The organism is Streptomyces sp. NPDC093225 (assembly GCF_044753805.1).
GTDB lineage: Bacteria > Actinomycetota > Actinomycetes > Streptomycetales > Streptomycetaceae > Streptomyces.
Window position 1 is genome coordinate 20463 of record NZ_JBIVNX010000006.1, and the last position, 16202, is coordinate 36664.

Annotated in this window: 12 protein-coding genes and 1 tRNA gene; 7 read left to right on the forward strand and 6 right to left on the reverse strand. The window is 72.0% G+C overall.

Translation table 11 applies throughout. From position 1 onward, the window contains the following. Positions 1-647 precede the first annotated feature (647 nt). On the reverse strand, positions 648-2036 hold the full coding sequence (locus ACIQCH_RS08150; RefSeq protein WP_402579514.1) for a cystathionine beta-synthase: 1389 nt from the start codon (positions 2034-2036) through the stop codon (positions 648-650). Between the two features lie 136 nt (positions 2037-2172). Between ACIQCH_RS08150 and ACIQCH_RS08155 the strand changes: the two genes are divergently transcribed. From ACIQCH_RS08155 to ACIQCH_RS08165, 3 genes are all read left to right on the forward strand, one after another. Next, positions 2173-3309 carry an SGNH/GDSL hydrolase family protein gene (locus ACIQCH_RS08155; RefSeq protein ID WP_402579200.1) on the forward strand — a complete coding sequence of 379 codons (1137 nt, stop codon included), beginning with the start codon at positions 2173-2175 and terminating at the stop codon, positions 3307-3309. Between the two features lie 73 nt (positions 3310-3382). Beyond that, complete coding sequence (locus ACIQCH_RS08160; protein WP_402579202.1) at positions 3383-4603, forward strand: acetyl-CoA C-acetyltransferase; 1221 nt, start codon at positions 3383-3385, stop codon at positions 4601-4603. Between the two features lie 405 nt (positions 4604-5008). Then, entirely contained in the window at positions 5009-5815 is an 807-nt protein-coding gene (locus ACIQCH_RS08165; protein WP_402579516.1) for a hypothetical protein, read from the forward strand. Between the two features lie 36 nt (positions 5816-5851). On the opposite strand, the gene ACIQCH_RS08170 is transcribed toward ACIQCH_RS08165, so the two are convergent. Beyond that, complete coding sequence (locus tag ACIQCH_RS08170; RefSeq protein WP_402579204.1) at positions 5852-6184, reverse strand: hypothetical protein; 333 nt, start codon at positions 6182-6184, stop codon at positions 5852-5854. 103 nt (positions 6185-6287) lie between these two features. On the opposite strand from ACIQCH_RS08170, the gene ACIQCH_RS08175 reads away from it, so the two are divergent. After that, positions 6288-6518, forward strand: a complete 231-nt coding sequence (locus tag ACIQCH_RS08175) for a DUF4287 domain-containing protein (protein ID WP_402579206.1) — start codon at positions 6288-6290, stop codon at positions 6516-6518. A 113-nt stretch (positions 6519-6631) separates the two neighbouring features. Here the strand turns inward: ACIQCH_RS08175 and ACIQCH_RS08180 are convergent, their stop codons facing one another. Then, positions 6632-7483 (reverse strand): Bax inhibitor-1/YccA family protein, encoded by an 852-nt coding sequence (locus ACIQCH_RS08180; RefSeq protein WP_402579208.1) that lies wholly within the window; start codon positions 7481-7483, stop codon positions 6632-6634. A gap of 223 nt (positions 7484-7706) precedes the next feature. Between ACIQCH_RS08180 and ACIQCH_RS08185 the strand changes: the two genes are divergently transcribed. After that, a complete protein-coding gene (locus ACIQCH_RS08185; protein ID WP_402579209.1) occupies positions 7707-8876 on the forward strand; it encodes an FG-GAP repeat domain-containing protein in 1170 nt (389 codons plus the stop codon). A 115-nt stretch (positions 8877-8991) separates the two neighbouring features. Here ACIQCH_RS08185 and ACIQCH_RS08190 read toward each other — a convergent pair. Next, a tRNA-Leu gene (locus ACIQCH_RS08190) sits at positions 8992-9074 on the reverse strand. A gap of 416 nt (positions 9075-9490) precedes the next feature. Here ACIQCH_RS08190 and ACIQCH_RS08195 point away from each other — a divergent pair. Continuing rightward, positions 9491-10252 carry an ABC transporter ATP-binding protein gene (locus ACIQCH_RS08195; RefSeq protein ID WP_402579518.1) on the forward strand — a complete coding sequence of 254 codons (762 nt, stop codon included), beginning with the start codon at positions 9491-9493 and terminating at the stop codon, positions 10250-10252. Positions 10253-10323: 71 nt separating this feature from the next. Beyond that, positions 10324-12861 (forward strand): ABC transporter permease, encoded by a 2538-nt coding sequence (locus ACIQCH_RS08200; RefSeq protein ID WP_402579211.1) that lies wholly within the window; start codon positions 10324-10326, stop codon positions 12859-12861. A 72-nt stretch (positions 12862-12933) separates the two neighbouring features. Here ACIQCH_RS08200 and ACIQCH_RS08205 read toward each other — a convergent pair whose 3' ends face one another. After that, positions 12934-14424, reverse strand: coding sequence for a class I SAM-dependent methyltransferase (locus tag ACIQCH_RS08205; protein WP_402579213.1), 1491 nt, complete (start codon positions 14422-14424; stop codon positions 12934-12936). A gap of 124 nt (positions 14425-14548) precedes the next feature. Beyond that, positions 14549-15937, reverse strand: coding sequence for an NAD(P)/FAD-dependent oxidoreductase (locus ACIQCH_RS08210; protein ID WP_402579215.1), 1389 nt, complete (start codon positions 15935-15937; stop codon positions 14549-14551). Between the last annotated feature and the right edge of the window lie 265 nt (positions 15938-16202).

Sequence of the window (16202 nt, forward strand, 5' to 3'; positions counted from 1 at the left end):
GGGCGGGGGGGGGGGGGGGGGGGGGGGGGGGGGGGGGGGGGGGGGGGGGGGGGGGCCCCGGGGGGGGGGGGGGGGGGGGGGGCCCCCCCCCCGGCCGCGGACGTGCCGGTCGTACCCCCGTCACCGCCGGTACCGGCCGCGTTCCCGCCCCGGCCGGCCGTGGTCCCGCTCATCCCGCCCCTCCCGTCCATTCACTCACGCAGCACTCTGCATGCATCTATGCAGGACGGCAAGCGGCGGTCAGCCCGCGGACGGCCCGGGCGCAGCCGCGGGCGGGGCCGGAGGCCGCAGGGGGTGCGGCGGGGAGGGGATGCGGCGGGGAGGGATGTGGCGGGGACCACCGCACCTCCGGGCGGGCCCGGAGATCGGGACGGCGGCGGTCCCCGCGAGGACACGGGCCGGGTCAGGGCCGGTCTCGCGTCCGTGGCGGCCATGGAGTTCCGGGAGCCGCTCCGGAGGTCCCTGGCGCCGTGCGTGGGCCGGCCGGGCCCTGGCGGGCCCTGCCGACGACCACCACTGTGCCGGAGCGTTGTTAAGCGCGTGCTGCCGTGACGTGTCGCGTTCGTACCGGTTGCGCGACGCGCAGCACCCGTACCGGGGCGTCCGGCACGGGCGGCACCCGTACCGGGGGAGCCCCGGCGGCGCGGCTACTTCGCGGTCTTGGCCAGGAAGGCCAGCAGGTCCTGGCGGCTGACCACACCGGTCGGCTTGCCCTCGACCAGCACGATGGCCGCGTCGGCCTCGCCCAGCGCGGCCATCAGGTCCGACACCGGCTCGCCGGAGCCGACCTGCGGCAGCGGCGCGCTCATGTGCTTCTCCAGCGGGTCGCTCAGGGCGGCCCGCTGCGCGAACAGCGCCGCCAGCAGCTCCTTCTCCACGACCGAGCCGATGACCTCGGCGGCCATCACGTCCGGGTGGCCGGCGCCCGGCTTGACCACGGGCATCTGCGAGACGCCGTACTCGCGCAGCACCTCGATGGCCTCGCCGACGGTCTCCTCGGGGTGCATGTGCACCAGGGACGGGATGCTGCCGCCCTCCTTGTCCGCGAGGACGTCACCGATGCGCGCCGCCGGGCCGGCCTCCTCGAGGAAGCCGTGACCGGCCATCCACTCGTCCGAGAAGATCTTGCTGAGGTAGCCGCGGCCGCTGTCCGGCAGCAGGACGACGACCACGTCGTCCGGGCCCAGGCCCTCGGCGGCGCGCAGCGCGGCCACCACGGCCATGCCGCAGGAGCCGCCCACCAGCAGGCCCTCCTCCTTGGCGAGGCGACGGGTCATCTGGAAGGAGTCCTTGTCGGACACGGCGATGATCTCGTCGGCCACGCTCCGGTCGTACGCGGTCGGCCAGAAGTCCTCGCCCACGCCCTCGACCAGGTACGGGCGGCCGGAGCCGCCGGAGTACACCGAGCCCTCGGGGTCGGCGCCGACGACCTTCACCTTGCCGCCGGACGCCTCCTTGAGGTAGTTGCCGGTGCCGGAAATGGTGCCGCCGGTGCCGACGCCCGCGACGAAGTGAGTGATCTTCCCCTCGGTCTGTTCCCACAGCTCGGGACCGGTCGTCTCGTAGTGCGAACGGGGGTTGTTCGGGTTGCTGTACTGGTCCGGCTTCCAGGCCCCCGGCGTCTCCCGGACGAGGCGGTCGGAGACGTTGTAGTAGGAGTCCGGGTGCTCCGGGTCCACGGCCGTCGGGCAGACGACGACCTCGGCCCCGTACGCACGCAGCACGTTGATCTTGTCGAGGGAGACCTTGTCAGGGCACACGAAGATGCACTTGTAGCCCTTCTGCTGGGCCACGATCGCAAGTCCGACACCGGTGTTTCCGCTGGTCGGCTCGACGATGGTGCCGCCGGGCTGCAGCGCGCCGCTCTGCTCGGCGGCCTCGATCATGCGGAGCGCGATGCGGTCCTTCACGGACCCGCCAGGGTTGAAGTACTCGACCTTGGCGAGGACCGTCGCCTGAAGGCCTTCGGTCACGTGGTTGAGCTTCACCAGCGGGGTGTTGCCGACGAGGCTGATCATCGAGTCGTGGAATTGCACCATGTTCTCCAAGGAGGGGACTCCACGGGTTCTCCGGGAGGTGTCGCCAGACTATGCGGAAAGTGATTGGCCGACCGGCAGTACGGGGCAGGTAGAGCCGTGTACGGCCGGGTCACCAGGAGGAGGTGGCGAAGCGGTGTCGAGGGCGAGGACAGCACGCCGGATCGCGGCGGGCGCGGCGTACGGCGGTGGCGGGATCGGGCTGCTCGGCGCGGCGGCCTTCGGACTGCTGCTCGCGGAGGCCCAGCTCGCGAAGCAGACCATCGGCACCGGCCAGGAGGATCCGCCGCGCGCGGACGGCCGGTACGGCACCGAGTTCGGGACCCCGGGTGACGCCGGACCGCTGCGGCTGGCGATGCTCGGCGACTCCACGGCGGTCGGGCTCGGGGTGCGCCGGGCCGGCCAGACCCCCGGAGCGCTGCTGGCCTCGGGGCTCGCGGCGGTCGCCGAGCGGCCGGTCGACCTGCGGATCGTGGCGCTGTCCGGGGCCATGTCCGACGACCTGGACCGGCAGGTGCGACTGCTGCTGGAGGAGCCGTCCGTGTACGTGCCGGACGTGTGCGTGATCATGATCGGGGCGAACGACGTGACGCGCCGGATGCCGCCGACGCAGTCGGTGCGGCTGCTGACGGCGGCGGTGCGGCGGCTGCGCACGGCGGGGGCGGAGGTGGCCGTCGCCACCTGCCCCGACCTGGGCACGATCGAGCCGGTCTACCAGCCGCTGCGGTGGCTCGCCCGGCGGGTGTCGCGGCAGCTGGCCGCCGCCCAGACCATAGGGGTCGTCGAGCAGGGCGGGCGTACGGTGTCCATGGGAGACCTGCTGGGTCCCGAGTTCGAGGCCAACCCGCGGGAGATGTTCGGGCCGGACGCGTACCACCCGTCGGCGGAGGGGTACGCGACCGCGGCGATGGCCATGCTGCCGACGGTGTGCGCGGCGCTCGGGCTGTGGCCGGGGGCGGACGCCCTCGACACCACGCGGAACGAGGACATGCTGCCCGTCGCGCAGGCGGCCTCGGCGGCGGCCTCGGTCGCCGGCACCGAGGTCACGGGCGCCCGCGCCCCGTGGGCGCTGCTCAAGCACCGGCGCCGGCGGCGCGTCCCGGCCCTGGCCCGGGCCGAGGCGCCGTCCGGAGCACCGCCGGACGCACCGACCGCACCCCCCGTCGACGCGTCGCACGACGGCGTGGAAGCACCCGGCGGCCCGGCACGGGACGTCGTTGCGGCACCCCCCACCGGGACGGATGCGGCGGGCGTCACACCACCTCGCCCGTGAAAAGGCCCGTACGGACCGGTAACTTCACCTGCGGTCCTGCCAGATTCCGTACCGCATCCCCTGGAGCCGTGTGATGCCCGAAGCCGTCATCGTTTCCGCAGCCCGCTCACCGATCGGCCGCGCCTTCAAGGGGTCCCTGAAGGACCTCCGTCCGGACGACCTCACCGCCACGATCGTCCAGGCCGCCCTCGCCAAGATCCCCGAGCTGGACCCGCGCGAGATCGACGACCTGATGCTCGGCTGCGGCCTTCCCGGCGGCGAGCAGGGCCACAACCTCGGCCGCATCGTGGCCGTGCAGATGGGCATGGACCACCTGCCGGGCTGCACCGTCACGCGCTACTGCTCGTCCTCCCTGCAGACCTCCCGCATGGCCCTGCACGCCATCAAGGCCGGCGAGGGCGACGTGTTCATCTCGGCCGGTGTCGAGATGGTCTCCCGCTCGGTCAAGGGCAGCTCCGACGGCCTGCCCGACACGCACAACCCGCTCTTCGGGGACGCCGAGGCCCGTACGGCCGCGGTCGCCCAGTCCGAGGGCTCGGCGTGGCACGACCCGCGCGAGGACGGCCTGATCCCGGACGCGTACATCGCGATGGGCCAGACCGCCGAGAACCTGGCCCGCCTCAAGGGCGTGACCCGCCAGGACATGGACGAGTTCGGCGTCCGCTCGCAGAACCTGGCCGAGGAAGCCATCAAGAAGGGCTTCTGGGAGCGCGAGATCACCCCGGTGACGCTCCCCGACGGCACGGTCGTCAGCAAGGACGACGGCCCGCGCGCCGGCGTCACGCTGGAGGGCGTCCAGGGCCTGAAGCCGGTCTTCCGCCCCGACGGCCTGGTCACCGCCGGCAACTGCTGCCCGCTCAACGACGGCGCCGCGGCGCTGGTCATCATGAGCGACACCAAGGCGCGCGAGCTGGGCCTGACCCCGCTGGCCCGCATCGTCTCCACCGGCGTCTCCGGCCTGTCCCCCGAGATCATGGGCCTGGGCCCGGTCGAGGCGTCGAAGCAGGCCCTGAAGCGGGCCGGCCTGACCATCGGCGACATCGACCTGGTCGAGATCAACGAGGCCTTCGCCGCCCAGGTGATCCCCTCGTACCGGGACCTCGGCATCGACATCGACAAGCTGAACGTCAACGGCGGCGCGATCGCCGTCGGCCACCCCTTCGGCATGACCGGCGCCCGCCTCACCGGCACGCTGATCAACAGTCTCCAGTTCCACGACAAGCAGTTCGGCCTGGAGACGATGTGCGTGGGCGGCGGCCAGGGCATGGCCATGGTCATCGAGCGGCTGAGCTGAGCCTTAGCGGAGGGTAGGGGTCGCCCGACGAAGGAGGGCGGCACCTGCCCGCAGCGGTGGCGAGGCTCAGCGCGACCAAGGTCATCGAGCGGCTGAGCTGAGGAATCGTTTGCCGTACGGGCATCCTGCCGCCTGGGTGCCCGTACCGGCCACCGCCTGAGCCTTCGCAGCCGCGGCGGTTCCAACCCCGTCGCGGCCGACCTGTGACCGAATTTCCCCCAGGATGTGACCTACGTCCCGGGGGTTCGGCATTTTTGCAGGTCAACCGCTAGACGGGTGGTTCTGCTGTGACGAACGCCCTGTCCATTTCGTGACGTAATGCACTGCACGCCATTCCCAGGTCGGGACAAGCTGATGTAGGAAGTCGGGGGATCGGAACACATCAGGAGTTAGTCAGTGAGCGCCATGTCTCTTGTCCTGCTGCTGACCACGGCCGCCGCGACGGCCGTGGGCGCTGCTGCGCTGCACGCCGTCCACGGGCTGCGCAAGCAGGTCACCGCCCTGCGGACCGACCTCGCGACGACCGCGCACGCCCGCGGTGCGACGGTTCCGCACGCCCGGCACGCCGCGGACAGCCCCGCCGCCGAGATACGGGCCGCCGTCGCCGAGGCCCTGGCCGAGGAGCGCGAGCGCGAGCTCGCCGAGGCGCGGGCGTTCTGGGCGGCCCAGGAGGCCCGCGACGCGGCCGACGCGCCGTCCCTGCTGGGCGGGCTGCCGGCGCTGGGCGAGGAGAACCCGGTGTTCCTGCCCCGCCAGGCGGACCTGGTGGGCCTGGAGCCGCTCCTGGAGGACGCCGCCGACCCGGAGTACCCCGAGGACTCCCCGGAGCTCGCCGCGGCCCGCCGCCGGCACCCCTCGCACCCCGACTTCGTCCCGGTCCAGCCGTCCCCGCACGCCGACCACGAGCGCACCGTGAGCCGTCTGGAGGAGCTCGCGGAGGCGCGCACCGCCCTCGCGGACGTCCGACCGGGCCCGCTCGGCACGCTCGACGTGTACGTGTTCACCGATGGCACCACGCTGTGCATGACCCCGGGCCACCGGGAGACCGCGGAGCGGCTCGCCGAGGCCCTGCGGTCCGGCACGGCGCCGGTGCTGCTGGGCGGCTCGGGGATCTCGGGCGCGTACGCGCTGACGTTCTCGTGCGGCGGCGACGCGGACGACCCGGAGAACAACGTCTACATCCTCGCGGACCGCGTCATCGCCTCGCTCTGACCGCCCCGGGCGGCCCGGTCGGCCCGGGCCGCGCGCTCAGGCCAGTGCCCGCCGCTCCGCCTCCGCGACCAGCCGTACGGCCTCGTCCACCATCCCGGGCGAGGCCGTTCCCGCGTTCCTGAGCGCCTCGGCCAGGTCGGCGCCGGCCACCGCGACCTGATCGCCGACCACGAAGACCCCCTCGTCGGGCATTTCCCGGGGCGCCACGGCCCCGTCCGCGCCCTCCAGGCGCTGCGCCCGTACGGCGAGCTCCCGGGCCAGTGCCAGCCCGTCGGCGGCGGCGCCGCGCTGGAGACGGCTCTGCGGAGCGGCTCGGAGCCGGTCGGCGAAGCGTTCCACGGCATCGGTCAGCGGTGAGGTATCGAGCACGCCGCGACCCTACGCGCCCGCACGGCAGTGTTGCCAACAGGCGAATGCTCGGGCACCGTGACGTAAAGAGAACCAGGCTCGTCACATGCGTCCGGAGGCGCCCATGTCCCAAGAGTTCTCCGAGGAAACCCACCGGAACATGCTTTCCCGCATCCCCGATGCGACCGGTCGTGACATGGCCGACTGGCTGCGCACCGTCGACGAGGGCCCCTCCCTCACCAACTTCGACGAGAAGGTCAGCTGGCTGCGCTCCATGCACGAGCTGTCCTACGGCCACGCGAAGGCGATCATCCACGAGTACGACCTGCGACGGGCCGCCCGCAAGCTGGGCTAGCCGAAAGGACTCCCGCTCCACCAACGCGGAAGCCCCCGCGAGCCGAGCTCGCGGGGGCTTCGTACGCCGGGCGGCCCTCGGAGGGCCGGGCGCCCCTCAGGGGGCCGGTACGACTAGTCGTCGCCGGAAAGGATCTGGAACAGCCGCAGCAGCTCCAGGTAGATCCACACCAGCGTCATGGTGAGGCCGAAGGCCGCCAGCCACGACTCCTCGCGCGGGGCGCCGTACGTCACGCCGTCCTCGACCTGCTTGAAGTCCATGGCGAGGAAGGCGGCGCCGAGGACGACGCCGATGATGCCGAAGACGATGCCGAGGCCGCCGGAGCGGAAGCCGAGGCCGTCGCCGCCGCCGAAGAGGGCGAACAGCGAGTTGGCGACCATCAGGAGCACGAAGCCCAGCGCCGCGGCCATGACGAAGCCGTAGAAGCGGCGGGTCACGCGGATCCAGCGCATCTTGTACGCGAAGAGCACGGCCGCGAACACGCACATGGTGCCGAGCACGGCCTGGATGACCACGCCCGCACCGATGTAGGTGCTGGTGGCGGCGCTGATGACGCCCAGGAACACGCCCTCGAAGGCCGCGTAGCCCAGGATCAGCGCCGGCGTCGGCTTGCGCTTGAAGGACTGGACCATCGCCAGGACGAAGGCGACGAGCGCGGCGCCGACGGCGATCCCGTACGACTTGTTCAGGTTCGCCGCGTCGACGGGCAGCAGGGTCCACGCCAGGACGGCGGTCAGGATGACCGTGCCGAGCGTGAGCGCCGTGCGGCTGACGACGTCGTCGATCGTCATCACGCCGGCGCGGGCCGGGGCCTGCGGCAGGCCCGTCGCCGGGTCGGCGGCGTAGGGGTTGGTCGCGTACGGGTTGGTCGCGGTCCCGGCCTGCACGTGCTGCGCCTCAAAGCCGGCGTAGCCGTTGTCGCGGCTGAACCCCCGTCGCGAGAAGACCGGGTTGCTGCTCCTCATCTCACTCCTCCATGGCCACCGTGCGCGGCCTTGCGTCAAGAGTAATGTGTTAGCAAAGGATCCACCCTACTGCTGAGGGAGGATCTTTCCCCGCCACCTGCGACCGATGGGTTTCGGTCAGATCACGGTTCTGCGTCCCCCTGCCCGCGACGGCCGACGACGTGTCCGACGAATCCCGACAAGCCCCCCATAGGGCCCCCGACCTGCACCGATTACGCCGTCCATGGGGCTCGCCGTCGCGGCGTACGACACCTCCGGCAACCTCTCCGTCACCCAGATCTTGCTGCGGGCCGAGCAGCCGCAGTTCGTCTACGCCCCGGGCCGGACCCCCGCCTCCGGGCGGGCCCTGCACGACCTCCACGGCGACCTGGACGGCGACGGCTACGCCGACGTCGTGGCAACGGACGCGAAGGGCGGGCTCCGCCTCCACCCGGGCAAGGGGACCGGTCGCTTCGGGGCCGCCAGGACCATCGGCACGTCCGGCTGGAAGGGCGCGCTCGTCGCGCACGGCGGCGACTTCACCGGGATCGGGGGCGGCGGCCCGGACGGGTACGAGGACTACGTCGTGCGCTTCGCCGGCGGCAGGAAGCTCTACCTCTACCCGAACAGCGGCCTCGGCACCCCGTTCGGCCGGACGAAGCAGGAGCTGGTCCGACCGTCGGCCGGGGGCGCGGACCAGGACTGGTCCCGGGTGCGCCAGCTGCTCCTCCCCGGGGACCTCGACGGCGGCTCGGCGTACGGGTACAGGGGCGGCAACGACCTCCTCGTCCGCGAGTGCGCCGACGCGACCTGCACGGACGCGGGCCTGACCCTGTTCCGCGGCCGGACCCGCTCGGACGGCAGTGCCGATCAGACCAGGCCCTTCGACCTCGGCTCCCCCGTCCGCCTCGGCGCCACTGGCTGGCGCTCCACCACCGTGCTGAGCATGGGCGACATGAACGGCGACGGCGTCCAGGACCTCGTCACCCGCAACGAGTCCACCGGACGGCTCGCGCTGCGGCCGGGCCGCATCACCCGCGGCGCCTACTCCCTCGGCAGCAGCACGCCGTACGCCACCGCCGGCTTCTCCGCGGCCGAGCGCCCCCGCCTCGCCTCCGCGGGCAACGTCCAGGGCCGGGTCGTGACCGGCAGCTACACGGACCCCGCCGGCGGCCCGGCGGTCCCGTACCGGCAGTTCCGCCCGACGGCCGGCCGGTCGTACGGCGACTTCTGGGCGACCACGCCGGCCGACCCCGCCCGCACGGTGCGGTACGTGGACGCGGACGGCACCCGGAGGACCACCACCTGCGTGACCGGATGCCTGCTGTTCCACCCGGGCGGAAGGACCGCCCCGAGCGACCCCCTGCTGGCCGGAACGGCCGGCTGGGCCACCACCGTCACGGGAATTTTCTGAGCGCTCCGCAAATAAACCGGAGGGGCGACCTGTTTTCGAATCCGGAAACAGGTCGCCCCTCCGGTTTTATCCGTCGAGTGCGCGGAGTTCTTCTCCCTCGAGAGGTGAAGGGAAGTGCCCGGAGCCGGACTTGAACCGGCACGGCCGCGTAGGCCAGCGAGGTTTAAGCTCGCCGTGTCTGCATTCCACCATCCGGGCAAGGCGTACGGCTCCGCGAAAGCCTTGAACGCAGAAGGTGAGCCTAACCGGAAGACTCCTCCCAACAGGCGAAGATCAACCCGATGTTGTCTGATTTTATTGACGCTTGAGGGAGTGTCAGGGGAGAGAAGGCGCGGTCCGGACGATACGGCAGGCCCCCCTCGCCGCATGCGAAATGACGGGATTTCGCTCCCCCTGCGCCACCCCGGGCCACCCCCCGCCCGCACGGCGGGCCGCCGCTCGCGGCGTCATACCAAAGGAGGATGCCGCCGCTGGTCCGGTCAGACTCCAGTGGGCCCCGGATTGGCCTCGCCGGCTGATCCCAGGGGCGTCTCCCCCGGCGACGATGGAAGGGTCCCGCAGACCGCGCCCCCAGAGGGCGCATCCGGCCCGAACAGGAGCACCCCGTGACCACCATGAACCTCTCCCCCCGTGCGACCGCAGTGGCCGCCCGCGCCACGGAGCTGTCCAAGGTGTACGGCCACGGCGAGACCCAGGTGGTCGCGCTCGACCGGGTCTCGGTCGACTTCGCCCAGGGCCAGTTCACCGCGATCATGGGCCCCTCGGGCTCCGGCAAGTCGACGCTCATGCACTGCGTCGCGGGCCTCGACACCTTCTCCAGCGGCTCGGTCCGCATCGGTGAGACCGAGCTGGGCTCCCTCAAGGACAAGCAGCTCACCCAGCTGCGCCGCGACAAGATCGGCTTCATCTTCCAGGCGTTCAACCTGCTGCCGACCCTGACCGCGCTGGAGAACATCACGCTCCCCATGGACATCGCCGGCCGCAAGGCCGACAAGCAGTGGCTGGACAAGGTGATCGAGATGGTCGGCCTGTCCGGCCGCCTCTCCCACCGCCCCACGCAGCTCTCCGGCGGCCAGCAGCAGCGCGTGGCCGTGGCCCGCGCCCTGGCCTCCCGCCCCGAGATCATCTTCGGTGACGAGCCCACCGGAAACCTCGACTCGCGCTCCGGCGCCGAGGTCCTCGGGTTCCTGCGCAACTCCGTGCGCGAGCTGGGCCAGACGGTCGTCATGGTCACCCACGACCCGGTGGCCGCCTCGTACGCCGACCGCGTCATCTTCCTCGCCGACGGCCGCATCGTCGACGAGCTGTACGGCCCGACCGCCGACGGCGTGCTCGACCGCATGAAGGCCTTCGACGCCAAGGGCCGGACCAGCTGAGGCCCCCGGCCTCCCCCGAGAAGCCACGAGCCCCCTCAGCCGCACCCCAAGACTTCCTGGACGCACCCACCATGTTCCGTACAGCCCTGCGCAACGTCCTCGCGCACAAGGCCCGACTGCTCATGACGGTCCTCGCCGTCATGCTCGGCGTCGCCTTCGTCTCCGGCACCTTCGTCTTCACCGACACCGTCGGCAAGGCCCTCTCCAACCAGTCCCGCAAGAGCTACGACAACGTGGCCGTCTCCGTCACCTCGTACGGACCCGGCGTCCGCGACGCCTCCGGCAAGAAGGCGGAGCCGGGCCTCGGCCAGAAGACGGTCGACAAGATCGCCGCACTGGACGGCGTCGAGTCCGTCTCCGGCCGCGTGCAGGGCTTCGCCGGCGTCGCCGACAAGCACGGCAAGCTCATCGGCAACGGCTGGGCCAACACCGGCGCCAACTTCGCCCCCGTCAAGGACGGCAAGGACCCGCGCTACGCGTTCACCGACGGAACCGGCCCGTCCGCGGCCGGCCAGATAGCCCTCGACGAGGACACCGCCCGCAAGGGCGGCTACTCGACCGGCGACACCGTCCGCGTGGCCACCAACGGCCCGGTGAAGGAGTACACCCTCTCCGGCGTCTTCACCACCGAGGACGGCGCGGTCAACGCCGGCGGCAGCCTGGTCCTGTTCGACACCCCGGTGGCCCAGAAGCTCTACCTCCAGCCCGGCTACTACGACGAGGTCTCCGTCGCGGCGAAGGCCGGCGCCTCCGCCGACGCCCTGCTGTCGAAGGTCAAGCCGCTGATCGGCGACAACGCCAAGGCCCAGACCGGCGCCGAACTCGCCGACGAGCAGGCCCGCAACATCGAGCAGGGCATGGCCGGCATGAACCAGGGCCTGCTGGCCTTCGGCCTCATCGCCCTCTTCGTCAGCGTCTTCCTGATCTACAACACGTTCACCATGCTGGTGGCCCAGCGCACCAAGGAACTGGCCCTGCTGCGCGCCGTCGGCGCCACCCGCCGCCAGGTCAAGCGCTCGGTCCTCACCGAGGCGTTCCTCGTCGGCCTCGCCGCCTCCGCGGCCGGCCTCGGCGTGGGCGTCGGCCTCGCGGTCGCGCTGCGCTCCGCGATGGACTCCTTCGGCGCCAAGATCCCGGCCGGCGACGTCGTCATCGCCCCCAACACAGTGATCATCGCGCTGGTCGTCGGCATCGTGATCACGATGCTCGCGGCCTGGCTGCCGGCCCGCCGCACCGCCAAGATCCCGCCCGTGGCCGCCATGGGCAGCGCGCACCTGCCGACCACCGGCAAGTCCCTGATCGTCCTCAACAGCGTCGGCGGCGTCCTGACCGCCCTCGGCATCGGCCTGATCTTCCTGGGCGCCTCCCAGGGCGGCGACGGCCGCTGGACCATCGGCGGCGGCGCGTTCTTCACCCTCATCGGCGTGGCCGTGCTCATCCCGATGCTGTCCCGCCCGCTGATCGCCACCGTCCGGCCGCTGCTGGCCAAGGTGTTCGGCGTCGCCGGCTCGCTCGCCTCGCAGAACGCCGTCCGCAACCCGCGCCGCACCGGCGTCACCGCGGGCATGCTGACCATCGGCCTGACCCTGGTCACCGGACTGACCGTGCTCGGCGTCACCGTCGGCCAGGCCGTGGACCGCATGACGACGGACAACATCAAGGCCGACTACATGGTCTCGATGGCCAACCACGACACCCTCGACAAGGCCGTCCTCAAGCCGCTGCGGCAGATCCCGGGTGCCACGGTCTCCCCGCAGATCGCCGGCAACATCAAGATCGGCGACGAGTACAAGGCCGCCTCCGGCGTCACCCCGGGCGCGCTGGAGAAGGTCCTCGCCCTCGACGTCACCCACGGCTCGCTGGCCTCCCTCGCCGAGGGCGAGGTCGCCGTCGCCGACAAGACCGCCGACAAGGCGGGCCTGACGGTCGGCAAGTCCTTCGCCGCCGAGTACGAGGACGGCAGGAAGACCACGCTGACGGTCGGCGCGGTCTACAAGGAGAACGAGTTCGTCTCCCCGTACGTGCTGTCCGACGAGCTGATCCTCGAGCACACCGAGCGGCCGTTCATCCCGAACGTGTACGTCAAGATGGCCGGCGGCGAGTCCAAGGCCGCCGAGCAGAAGGTCGTCGAGGCCCTCGGCTCCAACCCGGCGATCAGCGTCGCCGACAAGACGGACATCCGCAACGAGCAGGGCGGCATCATCAACCTGATGCTGAACATCATGTACGGCCTGCTCGGCATGGCCCTGATCATCGCGGTGCTGGGCGTCGTGAACACCCTGGCGATGTCGGTCTACGAGCGGACCCAGGAGATCGGCATGCTCCGGGCGATCGGTCTCGACCGCGGCCGGGTCAAGAACATGATCCGGCTGGAGGCCGTGGTCATCTCCCTCTTCGGAGCGGTCCTCGGCATCGGCCTGGGCACGTTCCTCGCCTGGGCGCTGGGCCAGACCTTCAAGAACTCGATCCCCGGCTACGAGCTGGTGATCCCGTTCGACCGGATCGGCGTCTTCCTGCTGCTGGCGGCGGTCGTGGGCGTGCTGGCGGCGATGTGGCCGGCGCGCAGCGCGGCGCGGCTGAACATGCTGACGGCCATCAAGACCGAGTAGGTCGGCGGGGGGACCCGTGGCCCCGCAGGGCCGGACGCATGCGACGCGTCCGGCCCTGCGGCCTGGTCGGGGTCAGTAGCCGGGCGCCTCCGCCACGGGCTCCTCCGCCCCGGCGGGGACCCCGGGTCCGCCCGGGGGCACGGGCTCGACGGCCTCCCCGAACTCGGCGAGCCCGAACGAGCCCCCGCCGGGACCGGGGCCCTCGACGGCGAGGTCGGGGAGCCCGGCGGGTCCGGGTCCCCCGGCGGCCGGTTCGGAACCGCTTTCCGGGGCGGCGGTGTTCCAGGTGCGGGTGCGCAACCCGAGGCCGGACACCCCTCGTTCGGCCTGCCGCACGGCCAGGACCTGGTTGACGCCCAGGCGGCCGTGCTCGAAGCCGAGGGCCGAGGCGGCCATGTACAGCCGCCAGACCCGGGCCCGGCCGGGCGAGGCCAGCCGGACCGCCTCGTCCCAGTGGTCTTCCAGGTTGGCCACCCAGGCCCGCAGCGTCAGCGCGTAGTGCTCGCGCAGGGACTCCACGTCCCGCACCTCGAAGCCGGCCCGTTCCAGCTCGGCGACGGTGCTGCCGAGCGGCGAGAGCTCGCCGTCGGGGAAGACGTACCGGTCGATGAACTCGTCGACGCGGTACGCCGCCTCGTCCGCCTCCGGGGGCCGGGCGATCTGGTGGTTGAGCAGCCGGCCGCCCGGCCGCAGCAGCCCGAACAGGTCCCCGGCGTACTCGCGGTACCGCTCGGCGCCCACGTGCTCGGCCATGCCGATGGACGAAACGGCGTCGTACGGGCCGTCCCTGACGTCCCGGTAGTCCTGGACGCGGATCTCGACCCGGTCGGCCAGCCCCTCCCCCGCGACCCTCTTGAGGGCGTACGCGGCCTGCTCCCGCGACAGCGTGATGCCGGTGACCCGGGCGCCGTACTCGCGGGCCGCGTGCAGTGCCATGGAGCCCCAGCCGCACCCGACGTCGAGCAGCCGGTCGCCCTCCGCGAGGGCGAGCTTGCGGCAGACCAGGTCGAGCTTGTCGTACTGGGCCTGCTCCAGGGTGCCGCCCGGGCTCCAGTAGGCGCAGGAGTACACCATCGACGGGCCCAGGACCCGCGCGTAGAAGTCGTTGCCCACGTCGTAGTGGTGGCTGATCGCCTGCCGGTCGCGGCGCCGGGTGTGCAGCGCCCCGGAGCCCCGTAGAGCCTCCTCGGCCGGCGGCGGGGGCGGGGGCAGCGGCCCGGCCAGCGCCACCAGGTCGCGCAGCGCGCCGCGCACCTGGGCATCGCGCAGGGAGGCCTTCCGGCCCGCGGCCGGATCCCGCTCCCACAGCAGGCCCGCGAGCCGCTCCAGGGCCTCGTAGAGGTCGCCGTCGACCTCCAGCTCGCCGGCCACCCAGCCGCGCGCCAGACCGAGCTCCCCGGGCTTCCACAGCAGTCTGCGCAGCGCCCGCCGCTGCCGTACGACGAGGACCGGCGCGTCCGCCGGACCGGCTTCGCTGCCGTCCCAGGCCCGGATCCGGACGGGCGGCGGGGCGCCGAAGAGCACTCCGATGGCATCGGTCAGCCGCGACGCGGCACCGGTCATGGCACACCTCCCAGGGAAACTCCCATCGAGATCGCGTACCCCGCCGCCCGCCCTCTCATGCCCCCGGGCACGCCGAAGGGGCCGCCTGCACCACGGATGGCAGGCGGCCCCTTCGGGGTCGTACTTACGAGGCCTTGGCCTTCTCGGCCGGGGCGGCCGCGGCGGCGGCCGGCGCCGGGGCGGGCTTGGCCGCCTCGTAGAACTCCTCGCGCGGGGTCTCCATGGCACCCAGGGAGACGACCTCGCGCTTCAGGAACATCGCGAGGGTCCAGTCGGCGAAGACGCGGATCTTGCGGTTCCAGGTCGGCACGGCCAGGCCGTGGTAGCCACGGTGCATGTACCAGGCGAGACGACCCTTGAGCTTGATCTTCATCTTGCCCATGACGATCATCGCGACGCCCTTGTGCAGGCCGAGGCCCGCGACCGCGCCCTTGTTGGCGTGGCTGTACTCCGTCTGCGGGAAGCCCCGCATGCCGGAGACGACGTTGTCGCCGAGGACCTTGGCCTGGCGCAGCGCGTGCTGGGCGTTCGGCGGGCACCAGGCGTTCTCGACGCCGGCCTTGCGGGCGGCGAGGTCCGGGACCTGGGCGTTGTCGCCGGCGGCCCAGATGTAGTCGCTGCCCTGGACCTGGAGGGTCGGGGCGGTGTCGACGTGGCCGCGCGGGCCGAGCGGCAGGCCGAAGCGGGCCAGGGCCGGGTTCGGCTTCACACCGGCGGTCCACACGATCGTGTTGGAGTCGACCTCGAGGCCGTTCTTCAGCACGACGTGGCCGTCGACGCAGGAGTCCATGGAGGTGGACAGGTAGATCTCGATGCCGCGGCCTTCGAGGTGCTCCTTGCCCCACTTGCCGAGCTCGGGGCCGACCTCGGGGAGGATCTTGTCGGCGGCGTCGACCAGGATGAAGCGCATGTCCTCGCGCTTCACGTTGGTGTAGTACTTCGCCGCGTCGCGGGCCATGTCCTCGACCTCGCCGATGGTCTCCGCACCGGCGAAGCCACCGCCGACGAAGACGAAGGTCAGCGCCTTGCGGCGGACCTCCTCGTCGGTGGTCGAGTCGGCCTTGTCGAGCTGCTCGAGGACGTGGTTGCGCAGGCCGATGGCCTCCTCGACGCCCTTCATGCCGATGCCCTGCTCGGCGAGGCCGGGGATCGGGAAGGTGCGGGAAACGGCGCCGAGCGCGACCACCAGGTAGTCGAAGGGCAGCTCGTACGCCTCGCCGACGAGCGGCGCGACGACGGCGACCTTGCGGTCCTGGTCGATGCTGGTGACGCGGCCGGTGAGGACCTCGGCACCACGGACGACCCGACGCAGCGGGACGACGACGTGGCGCGGCGAGATGCTGCCGGCGGCGGCTTCGGGCAGGAAGGGCTGATAGGTCATGTACGACCGCGGGTCGACGACCGTGACGGTCGCCTCCGCGTAGCGCATCTTCTTGAGGATGCGCCGGGCTGCGTACAGGCCTACGTACCCACCGCCTACTACGAGGATCCGGGGACGCTCCGTGGTGCTCATGCCATCGAGTATCCAGCACCCAGTAGGGGGATGCTCGTGAGCCCCTTCACAAGAACCGATAGCCCCTCTGCTACACTGCGCCGCCCACGTGACCCAGGTCATGGTGCCGCACGGGAACCACGGTGTAACGGAACACGTTGTACACCCCCGCTGAGCTGGACCTCACGGCCGACGGACAGCTGAACCAGAGCTGTTGTTCATCCGAACGAAACGGATCCCGTAGGCTGTTCGCATCGCACGAAAGGGGCCGCCGGGCCTCCGGAGA